14 protein-coding genes are annotated in these 15,225 nt (G+C 65.9%); 2 read left to right on the forward strand and 12 right to left on the reverse strand.

The features are described from left to right. The first annotated feature begins 76 nt into the window (after positions 1-76). Positions 77-1,000 (forward strand): LysR family transcriptional regulator, encoded by a 924-nt coding sequence (locus AC1RTQ_RS19610; protein ID WP_302092842.1) that lies wholly within the window; start codon positions 77-79, stop codon positions 998-1,000. Between the two features lie 100 nt (positions 1,001-1,100). Here the strand turns inward: AC1RTQ_RS19610 and AC1RTQ_RS19615 are convergent, their stop codons facing one another. The 12 genes from AC1RTQ_RS19615 to AC1RTQ_RS19670 all read right to left on the reverse strand — a co-directional run bounded on the left by AC1RTQ_RS19615 (position 1,101) and on the right by AC1RTQ_RS19670 (position 13,979). Beyond that, entirely contained in the window at positions 1,101-1,544 is a 444-nt protein-coding gene (locus AC1RTQ_RS19615; RefSeq protein ID WP_492878177.1) for a PaaI family thioesterase, read from the reverse strand. Beyond that, a complete protein-coding gene (locus AC1RTQ_RS19620) occupies positions 1,541-2,701 on the reverse strand; it encodes an acyl-CoA dehydrogenase family protein (RefSeq protein WP_492878179.1) in 1,161 nt (386 codons plus the stop codon). The genes AC1RTQ_RS19615 and AC1RTQ_RS19620 overlap by 4 nt, the downstream gene beginning before the upstream one ends. A 186-nt stretch (positions 2,702-2,887) precedes the next feature. Next, positions 2,888-4,096: a thiolase family protein gene (locus AC1RTQ_RS19625; RefSeq protein ID WP_492878181.1), complete on the reverse strand. Its 1,209-nt coding sequence runs from the start codon at positions 4,094-4,096 to the stop codon at positions 2,888-2,890. Then, complete coding sequence (locus AC1RTQ_RS19630) at positions 4,093-4,482, reverse strand: Zn-ribbon domain-containing OB-fold protein (protein ID WP_492878183.1); 390 nt, start codon at positions 4,480-4,482, stop codon at positions 4,093-4,095. The genes AC1RTQ_RS19625 and AC1RTQ_RS19630 overlap by 4 nt, the downstream gene beginning before the upstream one ends. Positions 4,483-4,694: 212 nt before the next feature. Continuing rightward, positions 4,695-5,684 (reverse strand): Bug family tripartite tricarboxylate transporter substrate binding protein, encoded by a 990-nt coding sequence (locus AC1RTQ_RS19635; RefSeq protein ID WP_492878185.1) that lies wholly within the window; start codon positions 5,682-5,684, stop codon positions 4,695-4,697. Between the two features lie 38 nt (positions 5,685-5,722). Continuing rightward, complete coding sequence (locus AC1RTQ_RS19640) at positions 5,723-7,234, reverse strand: class I adenylate-forming enzyme family protein (protein WP_492878187.1); 1,512 nt, start codon at positions 7,232-7,234, stop codon at positions 5,723-5,725. A gap of 2 nt (positions 7,235-7,236) precedes the next feature. Beyond that, on the reverse strand, positions 7,237-8,217 hold the full coding sequence (locus AC1RTQ_RS19645) for a Bug family tripartite tricarboxylate transporter substrate binding protein (RefSeq protein WP_492878189.1): 981 nt from the start codon (positions 8,215-8,217) through the stop codon (positions 7,237-7,239). Between the two features lie 237 nt (positions 8,218-8,454). Then, positions 8,455-9,663 (reverse strand): acetyl-CoA C-acetyltransferase, encoded by a 1,209-nt coding sequence (locus AC1RTQ_RS19650; protein WP_492878191.1) that lies wholly within the window; start codon positions 9,661-9,663, stop codon positions 8,455-8,457. A gap of 27 nt (positions 9,664-9,690) precedes the next feature. Then, positions 9,691-10,992, reverse strand: coding sequence for an acetyl-CoA hydrolase/transferase family protein (locus tag AC1RTQ_RS19655; RefSeq protein WP_492878193.1), 1,302 nt, complete (start codon positions 10,990-10,992; stop codon positions 9,691-9,693). After that, complete coding sequence (locus tag AC1RTQ_RS19660; RefSeq protein ID WP_492878196.1) at positions 10,989-11,798, reverse strand: enoyl-CoA hydratase/isomerase family protein; 810 nt, start codon at positions 11,796-11,798, stop codon at positions 10,989-10,991. Before AC1RTQ_RS19660 ends, AC1RTQ_RS19655 begins: the two co-directional genes overlap by 4 nt. A gap of 198 nt (positions 11,799-11,996) precedes the next feature. Continuing rightward, on the reverse strand, positions 11,997-12,890 hold the full coding sequence (locus AC1RTQ_RS19665; protein ID WP_492878317.1) for a MaoC family dehydratase: 894 nt from the start codon (positions 12,888-12,890) through the stop codon (positions 11,997-11,999). Positions 12,891-13,061: 171 nt separating this feature from the next. Beyond that, the gene (locus tag AC1RTQ_RS19670) at positions 13,062-13,979 is read right to left on the reverse strand and encodes an SDR family NAD(P)-dependent oxidoreductase (protein ID WP_304351994.1); all 918 of its coding nucleotides are present in this window, start codon (positions 13,977-13,979) and stop codon (positions 13,062-13,064) included. A gap of 201 nt (positions 13,980-14,180) precedes the next feature. On the opposite strand from AC1RTQ_RS19670, the gene AC1RTQ_RS19675 reads away from it, so the two are divergent. After that, positions 14,181-15,164 carry an HTD2 family dehydratase gene (locus tag AC1RTQ_RS19675; RefSeq protein ID WP_492878199.1) on the forward strand — a complete coding sequence of 328 codons (984 nt, stop codon included), beginning with the start codon at positions 14,181-14,183 and terminating at the stop codon, positions 15,162-15,164. Positions 15,165-15,225 lie beyond the last annotated feature (61 nt).

Genomic DNA, 15,225 nt, shown 5'->3' on the forward strand with positions numbered 1-15,225 from the left:
TGGAAGCCGGGTTTATCCGGGCCGACTACGCCAATCCGCGACAGCCGATCACTGGCTGCGTTCATACAATGCAGCCATGTCCATGCACTTTGACCTCGTAGACCTGCGCCTGATGACCCATATCGCGGAGGCCAACAGCATGACTCGTGGTGCCGAACTCTCGTGCATTTCGCTGCCGGCCGCCAGCACGCGCATCAAGAATCTGGAAGACAGCATCGGCACCAAGCTGCTCTACCGCACCAGCCAGGGCGTGACGCTGACGCCGCCCGGCCAGGCGTTTGTGACCCATGCGCGCATGGTGCTCAGCCAGATCGAGCACCTGCGCGGTGACATGCAGGAGTATGTGCGTGGCATCAAGGGCCATCTGCGCGTGTATGCCAACACCACTTCGCTGAGCGAATTCCTGCCGCCGGTATTGCGCGAGTTTCTGGGTCGCAATCCGGATGTGAATGTGGATCTGCGCGAGCGTCTGTCCCACGACATCGTGCGCGCCGTGACCGAAGGGCAGACCGACATCGGCATCGTGGCCGGTCTGGTGCGCACCGAGAACCTGGAAACCCTGCCCTATCGCAAGGACAGGCTGGTGTTGGTGGTGCCCAAGGGGCATGCGCTGGATGGGGTGATGCAGCTGGCGTTCTCCGACACGCTGGATCTGGACTATGTGGGCCTGCACGAGTCCAGCGCCATCCATGCTTTTCTGCGTCAGGCCTCGGACCATCTGCACAAGCCCATCAAGCAGCGCATCCAGGTCGGCAACTTCGAGACGGCTTGCCGCATGATCGAGTCCGGCGTGGGCGTGGGCGTGCTGCCGGAGTCGGCGGCCAGCCGCCATGCGGCAGTCATGAACATCGCCATCGTGCCGCTGTCGGATGCCTGGTCGGTTCGCGATATGCAGATCTGCATGCGCAGCCTGGATGCGCTGCCCAGTTTTGCCAAGGAGCTGGTGCAGCTGCTGGTGATGGATGCTGCGGGAACGTCCGATACCGGCGAGCTGCTCTAGGAGCGTCAACACTTTCTAAAACGAGAGCGCACTGCGCCCGTAAAGTCGATGTTTCAAGGTGATTTAAGTCTAAAATCGTGGTTTTACGAGCGATGACTGCTCACTTTTTTAGTGAGGTTGGGGCCTTCCAGTACTTGAACGTGCCCTGGGCGGTAGCCACCAGCGTGCCTTGTGCGTCGGTGATCCTGGCGGCGCAGCTGCACAGGCTGCGGCTGGCTTGCACTACCCAGCCTTCGGCCAGCAAGCCACCGCGACCGGGACGGTGAAAACGGCTGCTCATCTCCACCGTCACGGCGGTCTGCGATGGCGCCTGGGGCAGCGCGCTGGCGGCGCGCGACATCACCGAATCCAGCAGGCTCATCAGCACGCCGCCATGGGCGGCAGGCAGCTGGTTGAGCAGCTCCTCGCGCAATTCGGGCAGTCGTATCTGCACCATGCCGGGGGGCGCATCGGCCACCTGGCAGGCGCCCAGCAGGCGCATGAAAGCGCTGCGCTCATGGGCGGATGCTGCGGGCATTGTGGTCGAAGGGGTGAGGACGCTCATGCGTTGGCGCGGGCTTCGCGAACCATGTTGCGGGCAATGATGATCTGCTGGATCTGCGTCGTGCCCTCGTACAGCCGGAACAGACGCACATCGCGGTAGAAGCGCTCGATGCCGTATTCGGACATATAGCCCGACCCGCCCAGGATCTGCACCGCGCGGTCGGCCACGCGGCCGCACATCTCGGTGGCGAACATCTTGGCGCTGGAGGCCTCGGTCGACACATTGCCACCGTCGTCACGGCGGCGGGCCGCATCAATCGTCATGCATTCGGCCGCGTACAGCTCGGCCTGGCTGTCGGCCAGCATGGCCTGCACCAGCTGGAAGTCGCAGATCGCCTGGCCGAACTGCTTGCGCTCCAGTGCGTACTGCAGGGCATCGCGCAGAATGCGCCTGGCGCAGCCCACGGCCACTGCGGCAATGTGGATGCGGCCTTTTTCAAGCACCTTCATGGCGGTCTTGAAACCCTTGCCTTCCTGCAGGCCGATCAGATTGGCGGCCGGCACCTTGACGTTGTCAAAGATCACATCGCAGGTGTGGGCGCCGCGTTGGCCCATTTTCTTGTCGTATTTGCCGAAGCTGATGCCCGCCGACCTGGCGTCGACGATGAAGGAGGACACACCACCCGCGCCCTTGTCCTCGGGGTTGGTGCGGGCCATCAGCGTGAACATGCCCGCGTGCGGCGCATTGGTGATGAAGCGCTTGGTGCCGTTGACGATGTAGTGGTCGCCGTTCTTGACCGCCGTGGTGCGCAGCGATGCCGCGTCAGAGCCGGCTTCGGGCTCGGTCAGCGCGAACGAGGCAATCACCTCGCCAGTGGCAAGCCTGGGCAGCCACTGGGCCTGTTGTTCGGGCGTGCCATCCATCAAAATGCCTTGTGAGCCAATGCCGACGGTGGTGCCGATGACGGAGCGAAATGCCGGTGCAGTCTGGCACAGCTCCAGCAGCACGCGGACCTCTTCTTCCATGGTCAGCTCCAGCCCCCCGAAGCGCTCGGGAATGGTCAGCCCGAAGAGGCCCAGATCGCGCATCTCCTGCACGATGGTGGCGGGAATTTCGTCGGTATCGGCCACTTCGTTTTCGGCAGGCACCAGACGCTCACGGACAAAGCGGCGCACGCTGTCGAGCAGGGCTTCAAGGGTTTCGGGGTCGCGAATCATTGGCGTGATTTCCTTGTCAGTTGTTCAGGGGGGTGAAGCATCGCCTATGGCAAACGCAGGTGGCGCAGTCCAGGCCAGAGGCAGCGAGCAAGGGCCTTGGCGGCCCCGCCGCCCCGCGGCGAGGCTGTCGTCCCCCTCCGGCGATGCGAGAGAGGACGCCCGGTCAGGGGGAAGGCGCGAAGCGACTCAGGGGGTGAAGTTCCCCAGAACCGCCGTGGCCTGGCTGGACAGCGTGCCGCCATTGCCATGGACCACGGCCGTGCGGTGGCGTGCCAGTTGCCGCTGGCCGGCCTGACCGCGCAGCTGGCGCACGGCCTCGATCAGCAGGAACACACCATACATGCCCGGGTGGACGCAGGACAGGCCGCCGCCATTGGTGTTCACGGCCAGACGGCCGCCGGGGGCGATGGCACCGCCTTGCACAAAGGAGCCGCCCTCGCCCTTGCGGCAAAAGCCCAGGTCTTCCAGGAACAAGAGGGTGTTTATCGTGAAGGCGTCGTACAGCTGGGCCATGTCCATGTCGGCTGGCGTCAGCCCCGCCATGGCAAAGGCCTGCCGGCCGGATTGGGTGGCCGAGGTCACGGTCAGATCGGGCATGCAGGAGATCTGGCGGTTCCAGCAGGCCGTGGCACTGCCCAGGATGTAGACGGGGGGCTGTGGCAGATCCTTGGCTCGGTCCGCGCGGGTGAGCACGATGGCGCCGGCACCGTCGGTGACCAGACAGCAGTCGCGCACGCCCAGGGGGCTGGAGACCATGCGCGCCTTCAGCACATCGTCGATGGTGAGCGGGTCGCGCATAAAGGCTTCGGGGTTGAGCTGGGCCCAGGCACGGGCTGCTACTGCCACCTCGGCCAGCTGCTCGCGCGTGGTGCCGTACTGGTGCATATGGCGCTGGGCGGCCAGCGCATAGGCAGAGGCCGGCAGCAGCGGCTCGTAAGGGTGTTCGTAGGGCTGAGGGTCCATGGTGCGCCGAGCGGCCACGATGTCCTTGCGGCCCGCGACACCGGAGCGCTGGGCGCTGCCGTAGCAGATCAGCACGGCTTTGCACTGTCCGGCTTCCAGCGCGCGCATGGCGGGCAGCAAATGGGCCACGAAGCTGCTGCCACCCAGCATGGTGCCGTCGATGTAGGTGGGATTGATGCCCAGATGTTCGATCACCGGCATGGCCCACATGCTGGCGGTGACGCTGCAGGTGGCAAGGCCGTCGATGTCCTGCATGGACAGGCCGGCATCGGCCACTGCCGCGTGGGCAGCACGTACCAGCAGCGTCATATCGTCCATGCCGGGGGATTCACCGCAGCCATAGGTGGCAGCGCCGGCAATGGCTACTTTGCCGCGCAGGACGCGATTCGCGGCTGCGGCATCCAGGCTGGATGAAGGCAGAGAAGCACTCATGCGACCTCTCCTGGTGCATTGACGGCGGGGTGGAATACGACCAGTCCCTTGCCGTTGTGCTGGATCGTCCGCGCAGTGACGCGCATGCCGATCTGCACGCGCTCGGGTGCAATGCCTTCGATGCGGCTCATCATGCGCACGTCTTCATCCAGATCGATCAGCGCCACGTTGTAGTCACCGCCGGCTTCGGCTTTGCGGGCGATGGTGGTGGTGGAGTAGACCGTACCCTGGCCGCTGGGGCGTACCCAGCGCAGCGGGCTGGCGCCGCAGTGCGGGCACAGCTCACGCGGGGTGAACACATGTTGCTGGCAGGCCGTGCATTGCTGGATGGCGAATCGGCCGGCATCCAGTTCGGCCTGGTAGTGGGTCTGTGCGCTTAAGTGCATGGGTGAGGCTCCGGGTTTCCTTGTTTTGAGGTCAGCATGCCTGCATCGCGCCCCGGTCTCAATTCGGGAATCTGAAACACCGTCTTCACGGAATATGGCGCCGCATCCGGGAGTGCCGCGAAGCGGGCGAGCGCGCATGGCGCGCAAGCGACAGAAGCGCCTCAGGCATGCTGTTTTCCTCCGGGACCATGGCTGCGTGTTGAGACAGGGGGTCAGCCGGCCTTGATGCCTGCGGTCTGTATCACCTTCTGCCACTTCCGCAGCTCGCCTTTCAGGCGCTGGCGCATCTCTTCGGCCGTGCCGGGATCGCCTTCGGCGCCGGCCTCCAGCAGACGGGTCCTGACGGCAGTGTCGTTCAGGGCCAGGTTGAAGTCGGCGTTCAGCTTGGCCAGCACTGTCTCCGGCGTCTTGGCTGGCGCAAACAGCGCAGCCCATGAATAGGCTTCGTAGTTCGGTAGACCGCCGGATTCTGCAATCGTCGGCACCTGGGGCAGCATGTCCGAGCGCTTCTTGCTGGCCACGCCCAGCACCTTGATACGGCCTGTCTTGATGTGTTGCAGGGCCGAAGGGGCATCGGCAAACATCAGCTGGATCTGCCCGCCCAGCAAGTCGGTCATGGCCGGTGCACTGCCCTTGTAGGGAATATGCTGCAGCTGGGTGCCGGCTTCCATGTTGAAAAGCTCGCCCGCCAAGTGGGTGCCGCCGCCATTGCCGGATGAGCCATAGCTGAGCACCGTGCCTTTTTGGGACAGCGCTATCAACTCTTTGACGTTGTTCGCCGGCACGGAGGGATGGGCCACCAGAAAGACCGGGAACAGCGCGGCAAAGCTGACGGGGACGAAGTCCTTTTCGATGTCATAGGACAGCTTGCCCATCAGCCAGGGGTTCACCGCATGGTGGATGGATCCGACAAAGAAGTTGTAGCCATCGGCTGGGTCCTTGGCCGCAGCTGCGGCACCGACCACGCCGCCCGCGCCGGCGCGGTTGTCGATGATGGCGGCCTGGTTCCACATCGTGGCCAGCTTTTGCGTGAAGATGCGCGCCGTGGTGTCCACCGGGCCACCGGGAGGAAACGGCACGGTGAACTTCACGGCCTTGACTGGCCAGTGGCTGGCCTGGGACCAGGAGGCATTGCCCAGGGAGCTGAGCACGGCTGCTGCGAGCAGATGGCGGCGGTTCAGGGAAACGGCGTGGGATGGCATGGAGGATGTCTCACTGGATCTTGGCGGAGGCCCTGGCCTCACATGGGAAGGGATTCGGCCTGGGCATGCAGCAGGCGTTTGACGATTTTTCCGTTCGGGTTGGTGGGCAGCGCGGCCACCGTCTCGATGCGGGATGGGCGCTTGTAGGGCGCCAGGCGTTCGCGCAAATGGGCTTGCAGGACCGGGATATCCAGCAGGCAACCGGGGCGCAGTTCCACGAAGGCAATCACCTGTTCGTTGCCATCGGCCTCCTTGCGCCCCACCACGGCCGAGCGCTCGATGCTGGGATATGCATTCAGTGCGGTCTCGACCTCGGCGGGATAGACGTTGAAGCCGGAGCGAATGATCATTTCCTTCAGGCGGCCCACCACCCACAGAGCACCGTCTGAACTCAGCTCGCCCAGGTCGCCGCTGGCATACCAGCCGCCGGGGCGCATGGCTGCTGCGGTGGCTTGCGGGTCGCGGAAATAGCCGGGCATCAGACCACGGCCGCGCACCCACAGCTCTCCGCGCTCTCCGCAGGGCAGGGCCTGGCCGGTGGCTGGGTCGGTCACCTGTACTTCGGCCTCGGCCACGGCATAGCCAGCGCTGGTGTCCTTGCGCCACTCGCGCATGCGGGTGATGTGGACCGAGCCCGCGTATTCCGACAGACCGTAGCCATGGTGCAGGGCCTGACCGAAGAGGTTTTCCACGCGTTCTTTGAGCGCCATGTCGAGAGGGCCGGCGCCGGTATAGACAAAGCGCAGCGCCGGAGCCTTGACCTGATCTATGCCTTGCTCCTGCAGATAGGCCAACAGACGCGAGAACAGTGCGGGCGGACCTTGCAGTTGCGAGACTCCATGGTGTTCGAGTGCATCCAGCAGATCGGCCGGGTCGAACTGGGGGCGCATTACCAGCTGGGCCCGCGCATGCAAGGCCGTGAGCATGACGGTGGCCAGGCCAAAGATGTGCGTCATGGGTACAAAGGCATAGCAGCGGTCAGCCGGCGACAGCGCACGCGAGGCCGCAGATTGCTGCGCAAAATGGCACAGCGCATCATGGCCCAGCATCACTCCCTTGGGCTGGCCGGTGGTACCCGAAGTGAAGATCAGGCCTGCCACCTCGGTTTGCAGCGGCCCGGTTTCGCTGAGGCTGTCCGCCTTGATGGGGCTGTAGGCCATGCCTGGCAGACAGCTGGGCAGGGCCTGGTAGCGCCGGGCATGTGCTTGTGCGCTGGCGGAAGCGCTGGCTGTGAAGTACACGGTGCGCGCATCGGCACGTTCGGCGAAGGCATCGATTTCGGCCGGTGCCATGCGCGCGTTGACGCCGCAAGACCAGGCGCCTATGCGGCTGCAGGCAAAGATCAGCGCTGCGTGTTCGGGGCAGTTCTCGGCGACGACCATCACGCGGTCGCCGGGGCGGACCTGCAGGCTGCGCAACTCCTGCTCGGCCTGATCGGCCAGGCGGGAGATGTCTCCAAAACTGAGGCTGCGATCGGGCAGCAGAATGAAGGGGGCATCGGCTCCCTGCTCCAGGCTGCGTTCCAGCAAATGGTGGATGCGTGCAGTCATGGTCAGTTGATCTCGATGCCATGGGTCACGGTGGCCCACATGGCGCGCTCCTTGGCGGCGCGGTCGGCCAGCGTCTGGGCAGAGCCGGTCCATTCGTCATAGCCCAGTTCTGCGTAGCGCTTTTTCAGCTCGGGCTGGCCCAGTGCGGCATTGATGGCTTTGTTCAGTTGCTGCACCAGCTCCGGCGCCATGCCCTTGGGTCCGTAGACTCCATACCAGCCGCCCACGTCAAAGCCCTTGAGGCCCTCGATGCCGGATTCGGCAAAGGTCGGCACATCGGGCAGAGAGGCGTTGCGCCTGGGCGAGGTCACCGCCACGGCCCGCACCTTGTGGCTGTGGATATAGGTGCTGGCAGTGCTGATGATGTCCATCATCATGCTGATCTGGCCGCCGATCACATCGTTCATGGCCGGGGCATTGCCTTTGTAGGGCACATGATTCATCTCGATGCCGCTGCGCGTGGCTAGCAGCAGGGCGCCGAGATGGTTGGAGCCGCCTATGCCGGCCGAGCCATAGCTGAGTTTCTGGGGGTGGGCCTTGGCGTAGCTGACCAGCTCGGCTGTGCTTTTGTAGGGCTCGTTGTTGTTGATCACCAGCACGTTGTAGTAGCTCAGCACGGGGGCCAGTGCGCTCAGATCCTTGGCCGGATCGAACTGCATCTGCTTCATCACATTGGGGCTGATGGTGATGGTGGGGCTGGCGGCAAACCAGAGGGTCTTGCCGTCGGGCTTGGCGCGCACCACCTCGCTGCCGGCCAGCGTGGCATTGGCGCCAGTCTTGTTTTCCACAGTGACCGGGCTACCCAGTTCCTTGGAAAGCGCTTGCGCAAACAGGCGGGCGCCCTGGTCCACAGGGCCGCCGGCCGAGTAGCCGACCAGCAGGCGAACAGGGGCGTTGCTGGCACCGATCTGGGCCATGGCCGTGGTGGCCGCGCTCAGCGCCAACGCGGACAGTAGAACGTTACGACGTGTGCGGGTGTGCATGTCTTGTCTCCTGGTGATGGGGCCGTTGTGGGTATGCATGAGGGTCATGCGTATCTGGCCTGGTTTACCGATAAGACGCCATGGTGGGCGAGCCCGCTGCCTACGGGAATCTGCATTTTGCAAACCCGGGCTTCGCCCGTTTTTATGGGGTAGTAACCCTGAGCCATCCCTGCATGGCCACGCAAAAAAGCCACCGGCCGAGACTGCCGGTGGCAAGCACAACCGAGGAGACGGTGTTCAGTAACGCTCGAAAACGGCGGCAATGCCCTGGCCACCACCGATGCACATGGTCTCCAGGCCATAGCGGCCTTTGCGCCGTTCAAGCTCATGCAGCAGCGTGGCCAGAATGCGCACACCAGTGGCGCCAATGGGGTGGCCCAGCGAGATGCCGGAGCCATTCACGTTCAACTTGTGCTCGATGGCCGCCTGGTCATGCCACTCCCAGCCTTTGAGCACGGCCAGCACCTGGCAGGCGAAGGCCTCATTGAGTTCCACCAGATCCATATCGTCCAGCGTGAGGTGCAGGCGTGCCAGCAGCCTCTTCACGGCCGTAACGGGGCCTATGCCCATGTGCGAAGGCTCGCAGCCCGCTGCCGCCCATCCCACCAAAGCGGCCATGGGCGTCAGGCCTAGTTCGGCCAGCTTGTCCTCGGCCACGATCAGGCAGGCCGCCGAAGCATCGTTTTGCTGGCTGGCGTTGCCCGCCGTCACCGTGCCGCCCGGCATCAGCACGCGCAGCTTGGCCAGGCTGTCCATGGTGGTGGCGGCACGAAAGCCCTCGTCCTGGCTGAACAGCACAGGCTCGCCCTTGCGCTGGGGCACGCTCACGGGAACGACTTCGTGGTGAAAGCGACCAGCGGCCCAGGCATCGGCGGCACGCTGGTGGCTGCGCATGGCAAAGGCGTCGGCCGCCTCGCGGCTGATACCGTAGTCGCGGGCCAGGTTCTCAGCCGTCTCGATCATTCCCGAAATCTTGCCAAAGCGCTCCACGGGCTGCGAGCGCTCACGGCCGCGATCCAGGCGGTCGTACATGCGCACATTGCCAGAGCGCGCGCCCCAGCGCATGTCGGGGCTGTAGTACTCGATGTTGCTCATGCTCTCCACGCCGCCGGCAATCACCACGTCGGCCGCGCCGCTTTGCACCATCATGGCGGCCGTGGCAACGGCCTGCAGGCCACCGCCGCAGCGGCGGTCCAGCTGCATGCCCGGTACCTCCACAGGCAGGCCGGCCTGCAAGGCGGCCCAGCGGCCCACGCAAGGGGTCTCGCTGCTGGCATACGACTGGGCGAACACCACATCGTCGATGCGGGCAGGGTCTATGCCGCTGCGCTCCACCACGGCACGCACCGTGGTGGCAGCCAGCTCCTCCACGGGAACGGGACGCAGGCTGCCGCCGAAAGTACCGACGGGGGTGCGAAGCGGGGTGACGATGGCGGCTCTGCGCATGGTGTTGTCTCCTTGGGAATCAATGGATCAGGAAAAGGCTGCGCCGCATTGGCGCAGCAAGGTATGTGCCTGTTGTTCCAGGTCGGCGCGGTGCTCCGGTGCGGCGATGTCGATCAGCCGTTTCACACGGCGCGACAGTGTCTGGCCGCGCAGGTCGGCCACGCCGTGTTCGGTGACGATGAGGCCGGCATCGCTGCGCGGTGTGCTGACGGGGCCGGACAGCCGCGCGACGATGCGGGTCGCACCCCTGGCCGTGGCGGGCAGGGCGATGATGGGCAGGCCGCCGCGGCTGCGTGCCGCGCCGCGCAGAAAGTCCACGGCGCCTCCCACGGCGCCCACGTAGACGCCGCCCGCCACTTCGGAGTTGATCTGGCCCGTGAGGTCCACCTCCACCGCCGAATTGATGGCGGCCAGCCGGTGGCTTGCGGCCAGCACCTCGGGGGCGTGCGTGTAGCGCGTCTCGCGCAGTTGCAGGGCGGGGTTGCGGTGTGCCCAGCGCCTGAGCGATTCGCCCCCCATGAGGATGCCGCCAATGCCCACGCCGCGGTCCTGGCTCTTGCGTGCGTGGGTCAGCACGCCGGCTTCGGCCAGGGCGGCAATGCCGTCGCCCACGGCGCCGCTGTGCAGGCCCAGGTCGCGGTGGTCGTGCAGGGCGGCGAGCACGGCCTCGGGCAGGTTGCCCACGCCCACCTGCAGCGTGGCGCCGTCTTCGATAAGGGCTGCCACATGGCCGGCAATGGCCTGTTCGGCAGGGCCGGATGCGCTGCGCGCCTGGTCCAGCGGAGGGTGTTCGGCATCGACCAGCAGCGCGAAGTCGCCGGCCTGCAGGTGCAGGCTGCCGTGCGTCCAGGGAATGGCGGGGTTGACCTCGCCGATCAGCACGCGTGCCTTGCGTATGGCGGCCGGCAGGTATTCATGCACCAGGCCCAGGCTGTAGCGGCCCTGTTCGTCGGGCGGGGACAGCTGCAGCAGCACCACGTCGGCAGGCAGCAGGCCATCGTCGATCAGGCCGGGCAGGTGGGAGTAGTGGCTGGGCAGGATGTCCAGCACGCCCGCCTGGGCCAGTGCGCGGTGGGGGCCGCCGGCCGCATAGCCGAAGAAGTCGATGGCGTCGGCATGCGCCGGTTGCAGCGTGTCCGATGCGCCCATGCCCACGAAGACGCGCAGCCGGCCCTGGCTACCGTGCCGCGCCAGTGCATGGCGCTGCGCGACCACGGCGCGCGTGAGCGTCAGCGGCTCGGCCGTGGCCTGGCCCCACCACAGCGTGTCGCCGGGGCGGATCAGGGCCTGCAGCCTTTCTTGCAGGGCGTCCGGCGGCAGCACGCTCATGGCGCGCGGTCCCAGTCGAAGCGCGTGGGCTGCTTGTCCTTGAAGCGCTGTACCGCCTCCTGGTGGTAGTCGGAGCCACGGCACATCGTCTGGGCATAGGCTTCCAGCTCGGCCATGGCGCGTGCGTCCAGTTCGAATGCCTGGTTCATGGCTGTCTTGGCCATGCCGATGGCGGCTGTGGACGCCTCGCCGAAGCGCCGGGCGAGCGCCACGGCGGCGGCCTGCAGGGCCTCGCCGTCTTCCACGATCTCGTAGACCATGCCCAGCGACCTGGCTTCCTCGGCCTGCACGGTGCGCGCGGTGAAGACCAGCTCCTTGGCCTTTTGCAGGCCCACGATGCGCGGCAGCATGTGCATGGCGCCCAGGTCGGGCACCAGGCCGATGCGGCCGAACACGGCGCAGAACTTCGCGCGCCGCGTGCACAGCACGAAGTCGGCGGCCAGCGCCAGGCTCAGGCCCGCGCCGAAGGCCGGGCCGTCCACGGCGGCGATCACGGGCTTTTCGAGGTTGACCAGCTCGGGAAACCACTGGTGCAGGTTGCGCATGCGCTGGCGCCAGGGCAGGCCGGCCTGGCTGGCATCCATCATCTGGCTGATGTCGCCGCCCGAGCAGAAGGCGCCGCCCGCGCCCGTGAGGATGACGGTGTGCACCTGCGCGTCGTCACGCATCTGCGCCACGGCGGCGGCCAGGGCCGGGCGCATGGCCTGGTTGAGCGCGTTGCGAGCCTCGGGGCGGTTCAGCGTGATCGTGCCTATGCCGTCCTGGACGGAGGTCAATACGGGGGAGGTTTCAGGTGATGTAGTCATGGTGCCGAGGTTGGATTCTTTGAGATCGAAAAGCTGGAATGTCTTGCTTGCTCCTATGCGCACCTTTGACGAGGCGTCCAAATCGGCATGTCCCAAGCCAGGGACGCCGAGCAAGGGCCGCCCCGCAGCGAGGGTGTCGTCCCCCTCCCGCGAAGCGAGAGAGGGGGAAGGCGCGCAGCGACTCAGGGGGTGATCCATTCAAGCGAGTTCGGCGTAGCCATGGCTCAGCACGACCTTGTCGCGTTCGAGCACGCGGGCGCGCAGCTGCAGCTGGCAGGGCTGGTCGGGCGTGCGCCAGATCTCGGTGACCAGGGTTTCGCCGGGATAGACGGGCGAGGTGAAGCGCACATCCAGCGCCTTCAGGCGCGCGGGATTGCGGTCGCCGCATTGGCGCAGCACGGCATGGGCCACCAGGCCATAGCTGGCCAGGCCATGCAGAATGGGCCGCTCGAAGCCGGCCTTGCGTGCCACGGCCGGGTCGGCATGCAGCGGGTTGTAGTCGCCCATCAGGCGGTACAGCAGCGCGGCCTCGGGGCGTATGGCCTGGGTGTCGGTGAAGTCGGGCGCGCGGTCCTCCGGCGTGGGGCGCAGCGGCGCCAGGGGGGCATCGCTGGGCTGGCCGCCGTCCAGCAGGCTGTAGCCGCCATCGCCGCGCAGAAAGCTGACCTGCTGCACGGTGGCCAGTAGCTCGCCCCCGGCGGTCTCCAGGCGCCGCTCGGTGACCATGATGGCGCCCTTGCCTTCGCCCTTGTCCGTCAGGTGCGTGATGCGGTTGTGGCCCACCACGTCGGCGCTGGCCGGCAGGGGGCGGTACAGCCGCATCCGCTGCTCGCCATGCAGCAGCTTCACCCAGTCGATGCCGGTATCGGCCTCGCGCGCCCAGAAGCCCGGGTAGCCCAGCACCACGGCCTGCGAGGGCAGGGCGCGCAGCCCGCCCGGCGCCCCTTCGTAGAAAAAGGGCAGGGCGTCGGCGCACAGTGGGTCGCTGCCCAGGCCCAGGCTCAGTGCATAGAGCATGGTGTCGCGCTCGCTATAGTGCTGGCGCACGGGCTCGAAGGGGCGCTGTTTCAGGTGGTCGTAGCGAATGGTCATGGAACGGGTCATCTCGGTGATTGATTGCGCTGGCGCAATACCAACAGCCTTCAAAACCGGCGCACCCCAACCCAGGGGCGCCGAGCAAGAGCCGCCTCGCGGCGAGGGCGCCGTCCCCCTCCCGCGAAGCGAGAGAGGGGGAAGCGGCGCAGCCGCTCAGGGGGTGTTTTTTTAGACTGGATCCCAGCTAAACACGTCGGCCGAGCGATCCATGGGTACAAACGAGGCCTTGAGTGCGGGCATGCCGTGTTCGGCAATGAACTCGGGTGTCCAGCCTTCGCTGCGATGCACCGAGCGCAGCGGACGTGGCTGGCTCATCAGAAACAGCTCGTTGTTGCGCACGGCAAAGACCTGGGCGTTCACGTCTCTGGCCTGGTCGGACAGCAGATAGACCGCCAGCGGCGCGATCTTGTTGGGCGTCATCTGCTGAATCTTGGCCACACGCGCCTGCTGCTCGGGGGTATCGGTGGGGATGGAGCCGATCATGCGGCTCCAGGCAAAGGGCGCGATGCAGTTGGAGCGCACATTGAACTTGGCCATGTCCAACGCAATGGATTTGGACAGGGCGGTCAGGCCCAGCTTGGCAGCGCTGTAGTTCGCCTGGCCCAGGTTGCCGATCAGGCCGGAGGTGGAAGTCATGTGGACCAGGGCGCCGCTTTCCTGTTCCTTGAAGTGGTTGGCGGCGGCGCGGCTCATGAAGTAGCTGCCGTAGAGGTGAACCTTGATGACGGCGTCCCACTCCTCCAGGCTCATCTTGTGAAAGAAGCGGTCGCGCAGAATGCCGGCGTTGTTGACGACACCATCGATGCGGCCGAAGCTGTCCACCGCGCATTGCACAATGCGGCTGGCACTGGCCGCTTCAGAGACGCTGTCGGTACTGGCAACGGCCTGGCCGCCTGCGGCCTTGATCTCGTCGACCACTTTCTGCGCCGGACCGGCGTCGGTGCCTTCGCCAGTGGTGGACGTGCCGATGTCGTTGACCACCACTCTGGCTCCCGACGCCGCCATGGCCAAGGCGATGTCTCGACCGATGCCGCCTCCGGCGCCGGTCACCACTACGACCTTGTCTTGCATCATCTTCTGGTCCATGGCTTGTCGTCCTTTGCTGTTGTCGTGAGAGATGAGCCCAGCATGCCGGCAAACCGGTGCGGACGCCATTTGCCAATCCCGAGGGCGGACTTCGTCAGCGTGAAAGTCGCTGTTGCGCACCACGGGTTGTCACGCCCTTAGGCAGCGCTGAAGACATGCTTTCAAAAACGCGGATTGCCTGCCGGCGGCGCTGCCTCGACCATGGCAGCCATGACAGAACCGCAACCTGCAATCATCGATGACGCCAAGCTGGCACAGCTCCAGTCTTGGCAGAGCAAAAGCGAAGCCGCGCTCGACATCATCACCGCCGCCCCGCTGCGTGCCCTCTCGGCAACGCTGGACCGTGACGACCCCGTGCCAGAAGACGGCTCAGCCGTGCCTGCGCTGTGGCACTGGCTATATTTCCTGCCGCATGCGCGCCAGAGCGAGATCGGTCCCGACGGGCATGCGAGGCGCGGCGGCTTTCTGCCGCCAGTGCCGCTGCCGCGCCGCATGTGGGCCGGCGGACGGCTGCGCTGGGAAGCGGGCAATCCGCTGCGCGTGGGGCAGCAGGTGCAGCGCGTCTCCACCATCCGCAGCGTGCAGCACAAGACAGGACGCTCGGGCGAGCTGCTGTTCGTGCTGGTGGAGCATCGTTTCTCGAACCAGGACGGTTTGGCGTTGGTCGAGGAGCATGACATCGTCTACCGCGCGGCTGAACGGACCCCCACGCTCGGCACTGGCGTGTCCTCGCTGCCCCCCGAGGGGGCCCTCGCGGCTAGGGGCGGCCCGTCGCCGCTCAAGCCCGGCGATCCCGCGCCCACGCCGCAGAAGCCACCGCTGGACGGCCAGCAAACCTGGTCTCGCACCATCGTTCCTGACGACGTGCTGCTGTTCCGCTACTCGGCCCTGACCTTCAACGGCCACCGCATCCACTATGACCGCCAGTATGTGACCCAGGTCGAGGGCTACCCGGGTCTGATCGTGCATGGTCCGCTGATCGCCACGCTGCTGCTCGATCTGCTGCGCCGCCAGCTGCAGGGCGCCAGGGTGGTTGCGTTCGACTTCAAGGCCTTGCGGCCGACCTTCGACCTTCACCCTTTCAGCGTGCACGGCAAGCTGCACGAGGACGGCAGGACCATCGACCTGTGGGCGCAGGACCATGAAGGGCTTCTGACCATGCAGGCCACGGCCACCGTGGCTTGAAGACTGAAACCCATCGCTGAGAGCGCTTGCTGGACAAGCGTTTGTCGCCAAAAGGCTTGAA

The sequence above is a fragment of the Comamonas sp. GW821-FHT11H03 genome, assembly GCF_058807955.1.

Bases quoted from the DNA above. Each gene is read 5' to 3' on its own strand.
- AC1RTQ_RS19625 (WP_492878181.1), bottom strand. From the start codon at position 4,096: ATGAGTGCTTCTCTGCCTTCATCCAGCCTGGATGCCGCAGCCGCGAAT.
- AC1RTQ_RS19655 (WP_492878193.1), bottom strand. From the start codon at position 10,992: ATGAGCGTGCTGCCGCCGGACGCCCTGCAAGAAAGGCTGCAGGCCCTG.
- AC1RTQ_RS19650 (WP_492878191.1), bottom strand. From the start codon at position 9,663: ATGCGCAGAGCCGCCATCGTCACCCCGCTTCGCACCCCCGTCGGTACT.
- AC1RTQ_RS19665 (WP_492878317.1), bottom strand. From the start codon at position 12,890: ATGACCATTCGCTACGACCACCTGAAACAGCGCCCCTTCGAGCCCGTG.
- AC1RTQ_RS19615 (WP_492878177.1), bottom strand. From the start codon at position 1,544: ATGAGCGTCCTCACCCCTTCGACCACAATGCCCGCAGCATCCGCCCAT.
- AC1RTQ_RS19660 (WP_492878196.1), bottom strand. From the start codon at position 11,798: ATGACTACATCACCTGAAACCTCCCCCGTATTGACCTCCGTCCAGGAC.
- AC1RTQ_RS19635 (WP_492878185.1), bottom strand. From the start codon at position 5,684: ATGCCATCCCACGCCGTTTCCCTGAACCGCCGCCATCTGCTCGCAGCA.
- AC1RTQ_RS19675 (WP_492878199.1), top strand. From the start codon at position 14,181: ATGGCAGCCATGACAGAACCGCAACCTGCAATCATCGATGACGCCAAG.
- AC1RTQ_RS19630 (WP_492878183.1), bottom strand. From the start codon at position 4,482: ATGCACTTAAGCGCACAGACCCACTACCAGGCCGAACTGGATGCCGGC.
- AC1RTQ_RS19610 (WP_302092842.1), top strand. From the start codon at position 77: ATGTCCATGCACTTTGACCTCGTAGACCTGCGCCTGATGACCCATATC.
- AC1RTQ_RS19645 (WP_492878189.1), bottom strand. From the start codon at position 8,217: ATGCACACCCGCACACGTCGTAACGTTCTACTGTCCGCGTTGGCGCTG.
- AC1RTQ_RS19640 (WP_492878187.1), bottom strand. From the start codon at position 7,234: ATGACTGCACGCATCCACCATTTGCTGGAACGCAGCCTGGAGCAGGGA.
- AC1RTQ_RS19620 (WP_492878179.1), bottom strand. From the start codon at position 2,701: ATGATTCGCGACCCCGAAACCCTTGAAGCCCTGCTCGACAGCGTGCGC.
- AC1RTQ_RS19670 (WP_304351994.1), bottom strand. From the start codon at position 13,979: ATGGACCAGAAGATGATGCAAGACAAGGTCGTAGTGGTGACCGGCGCC.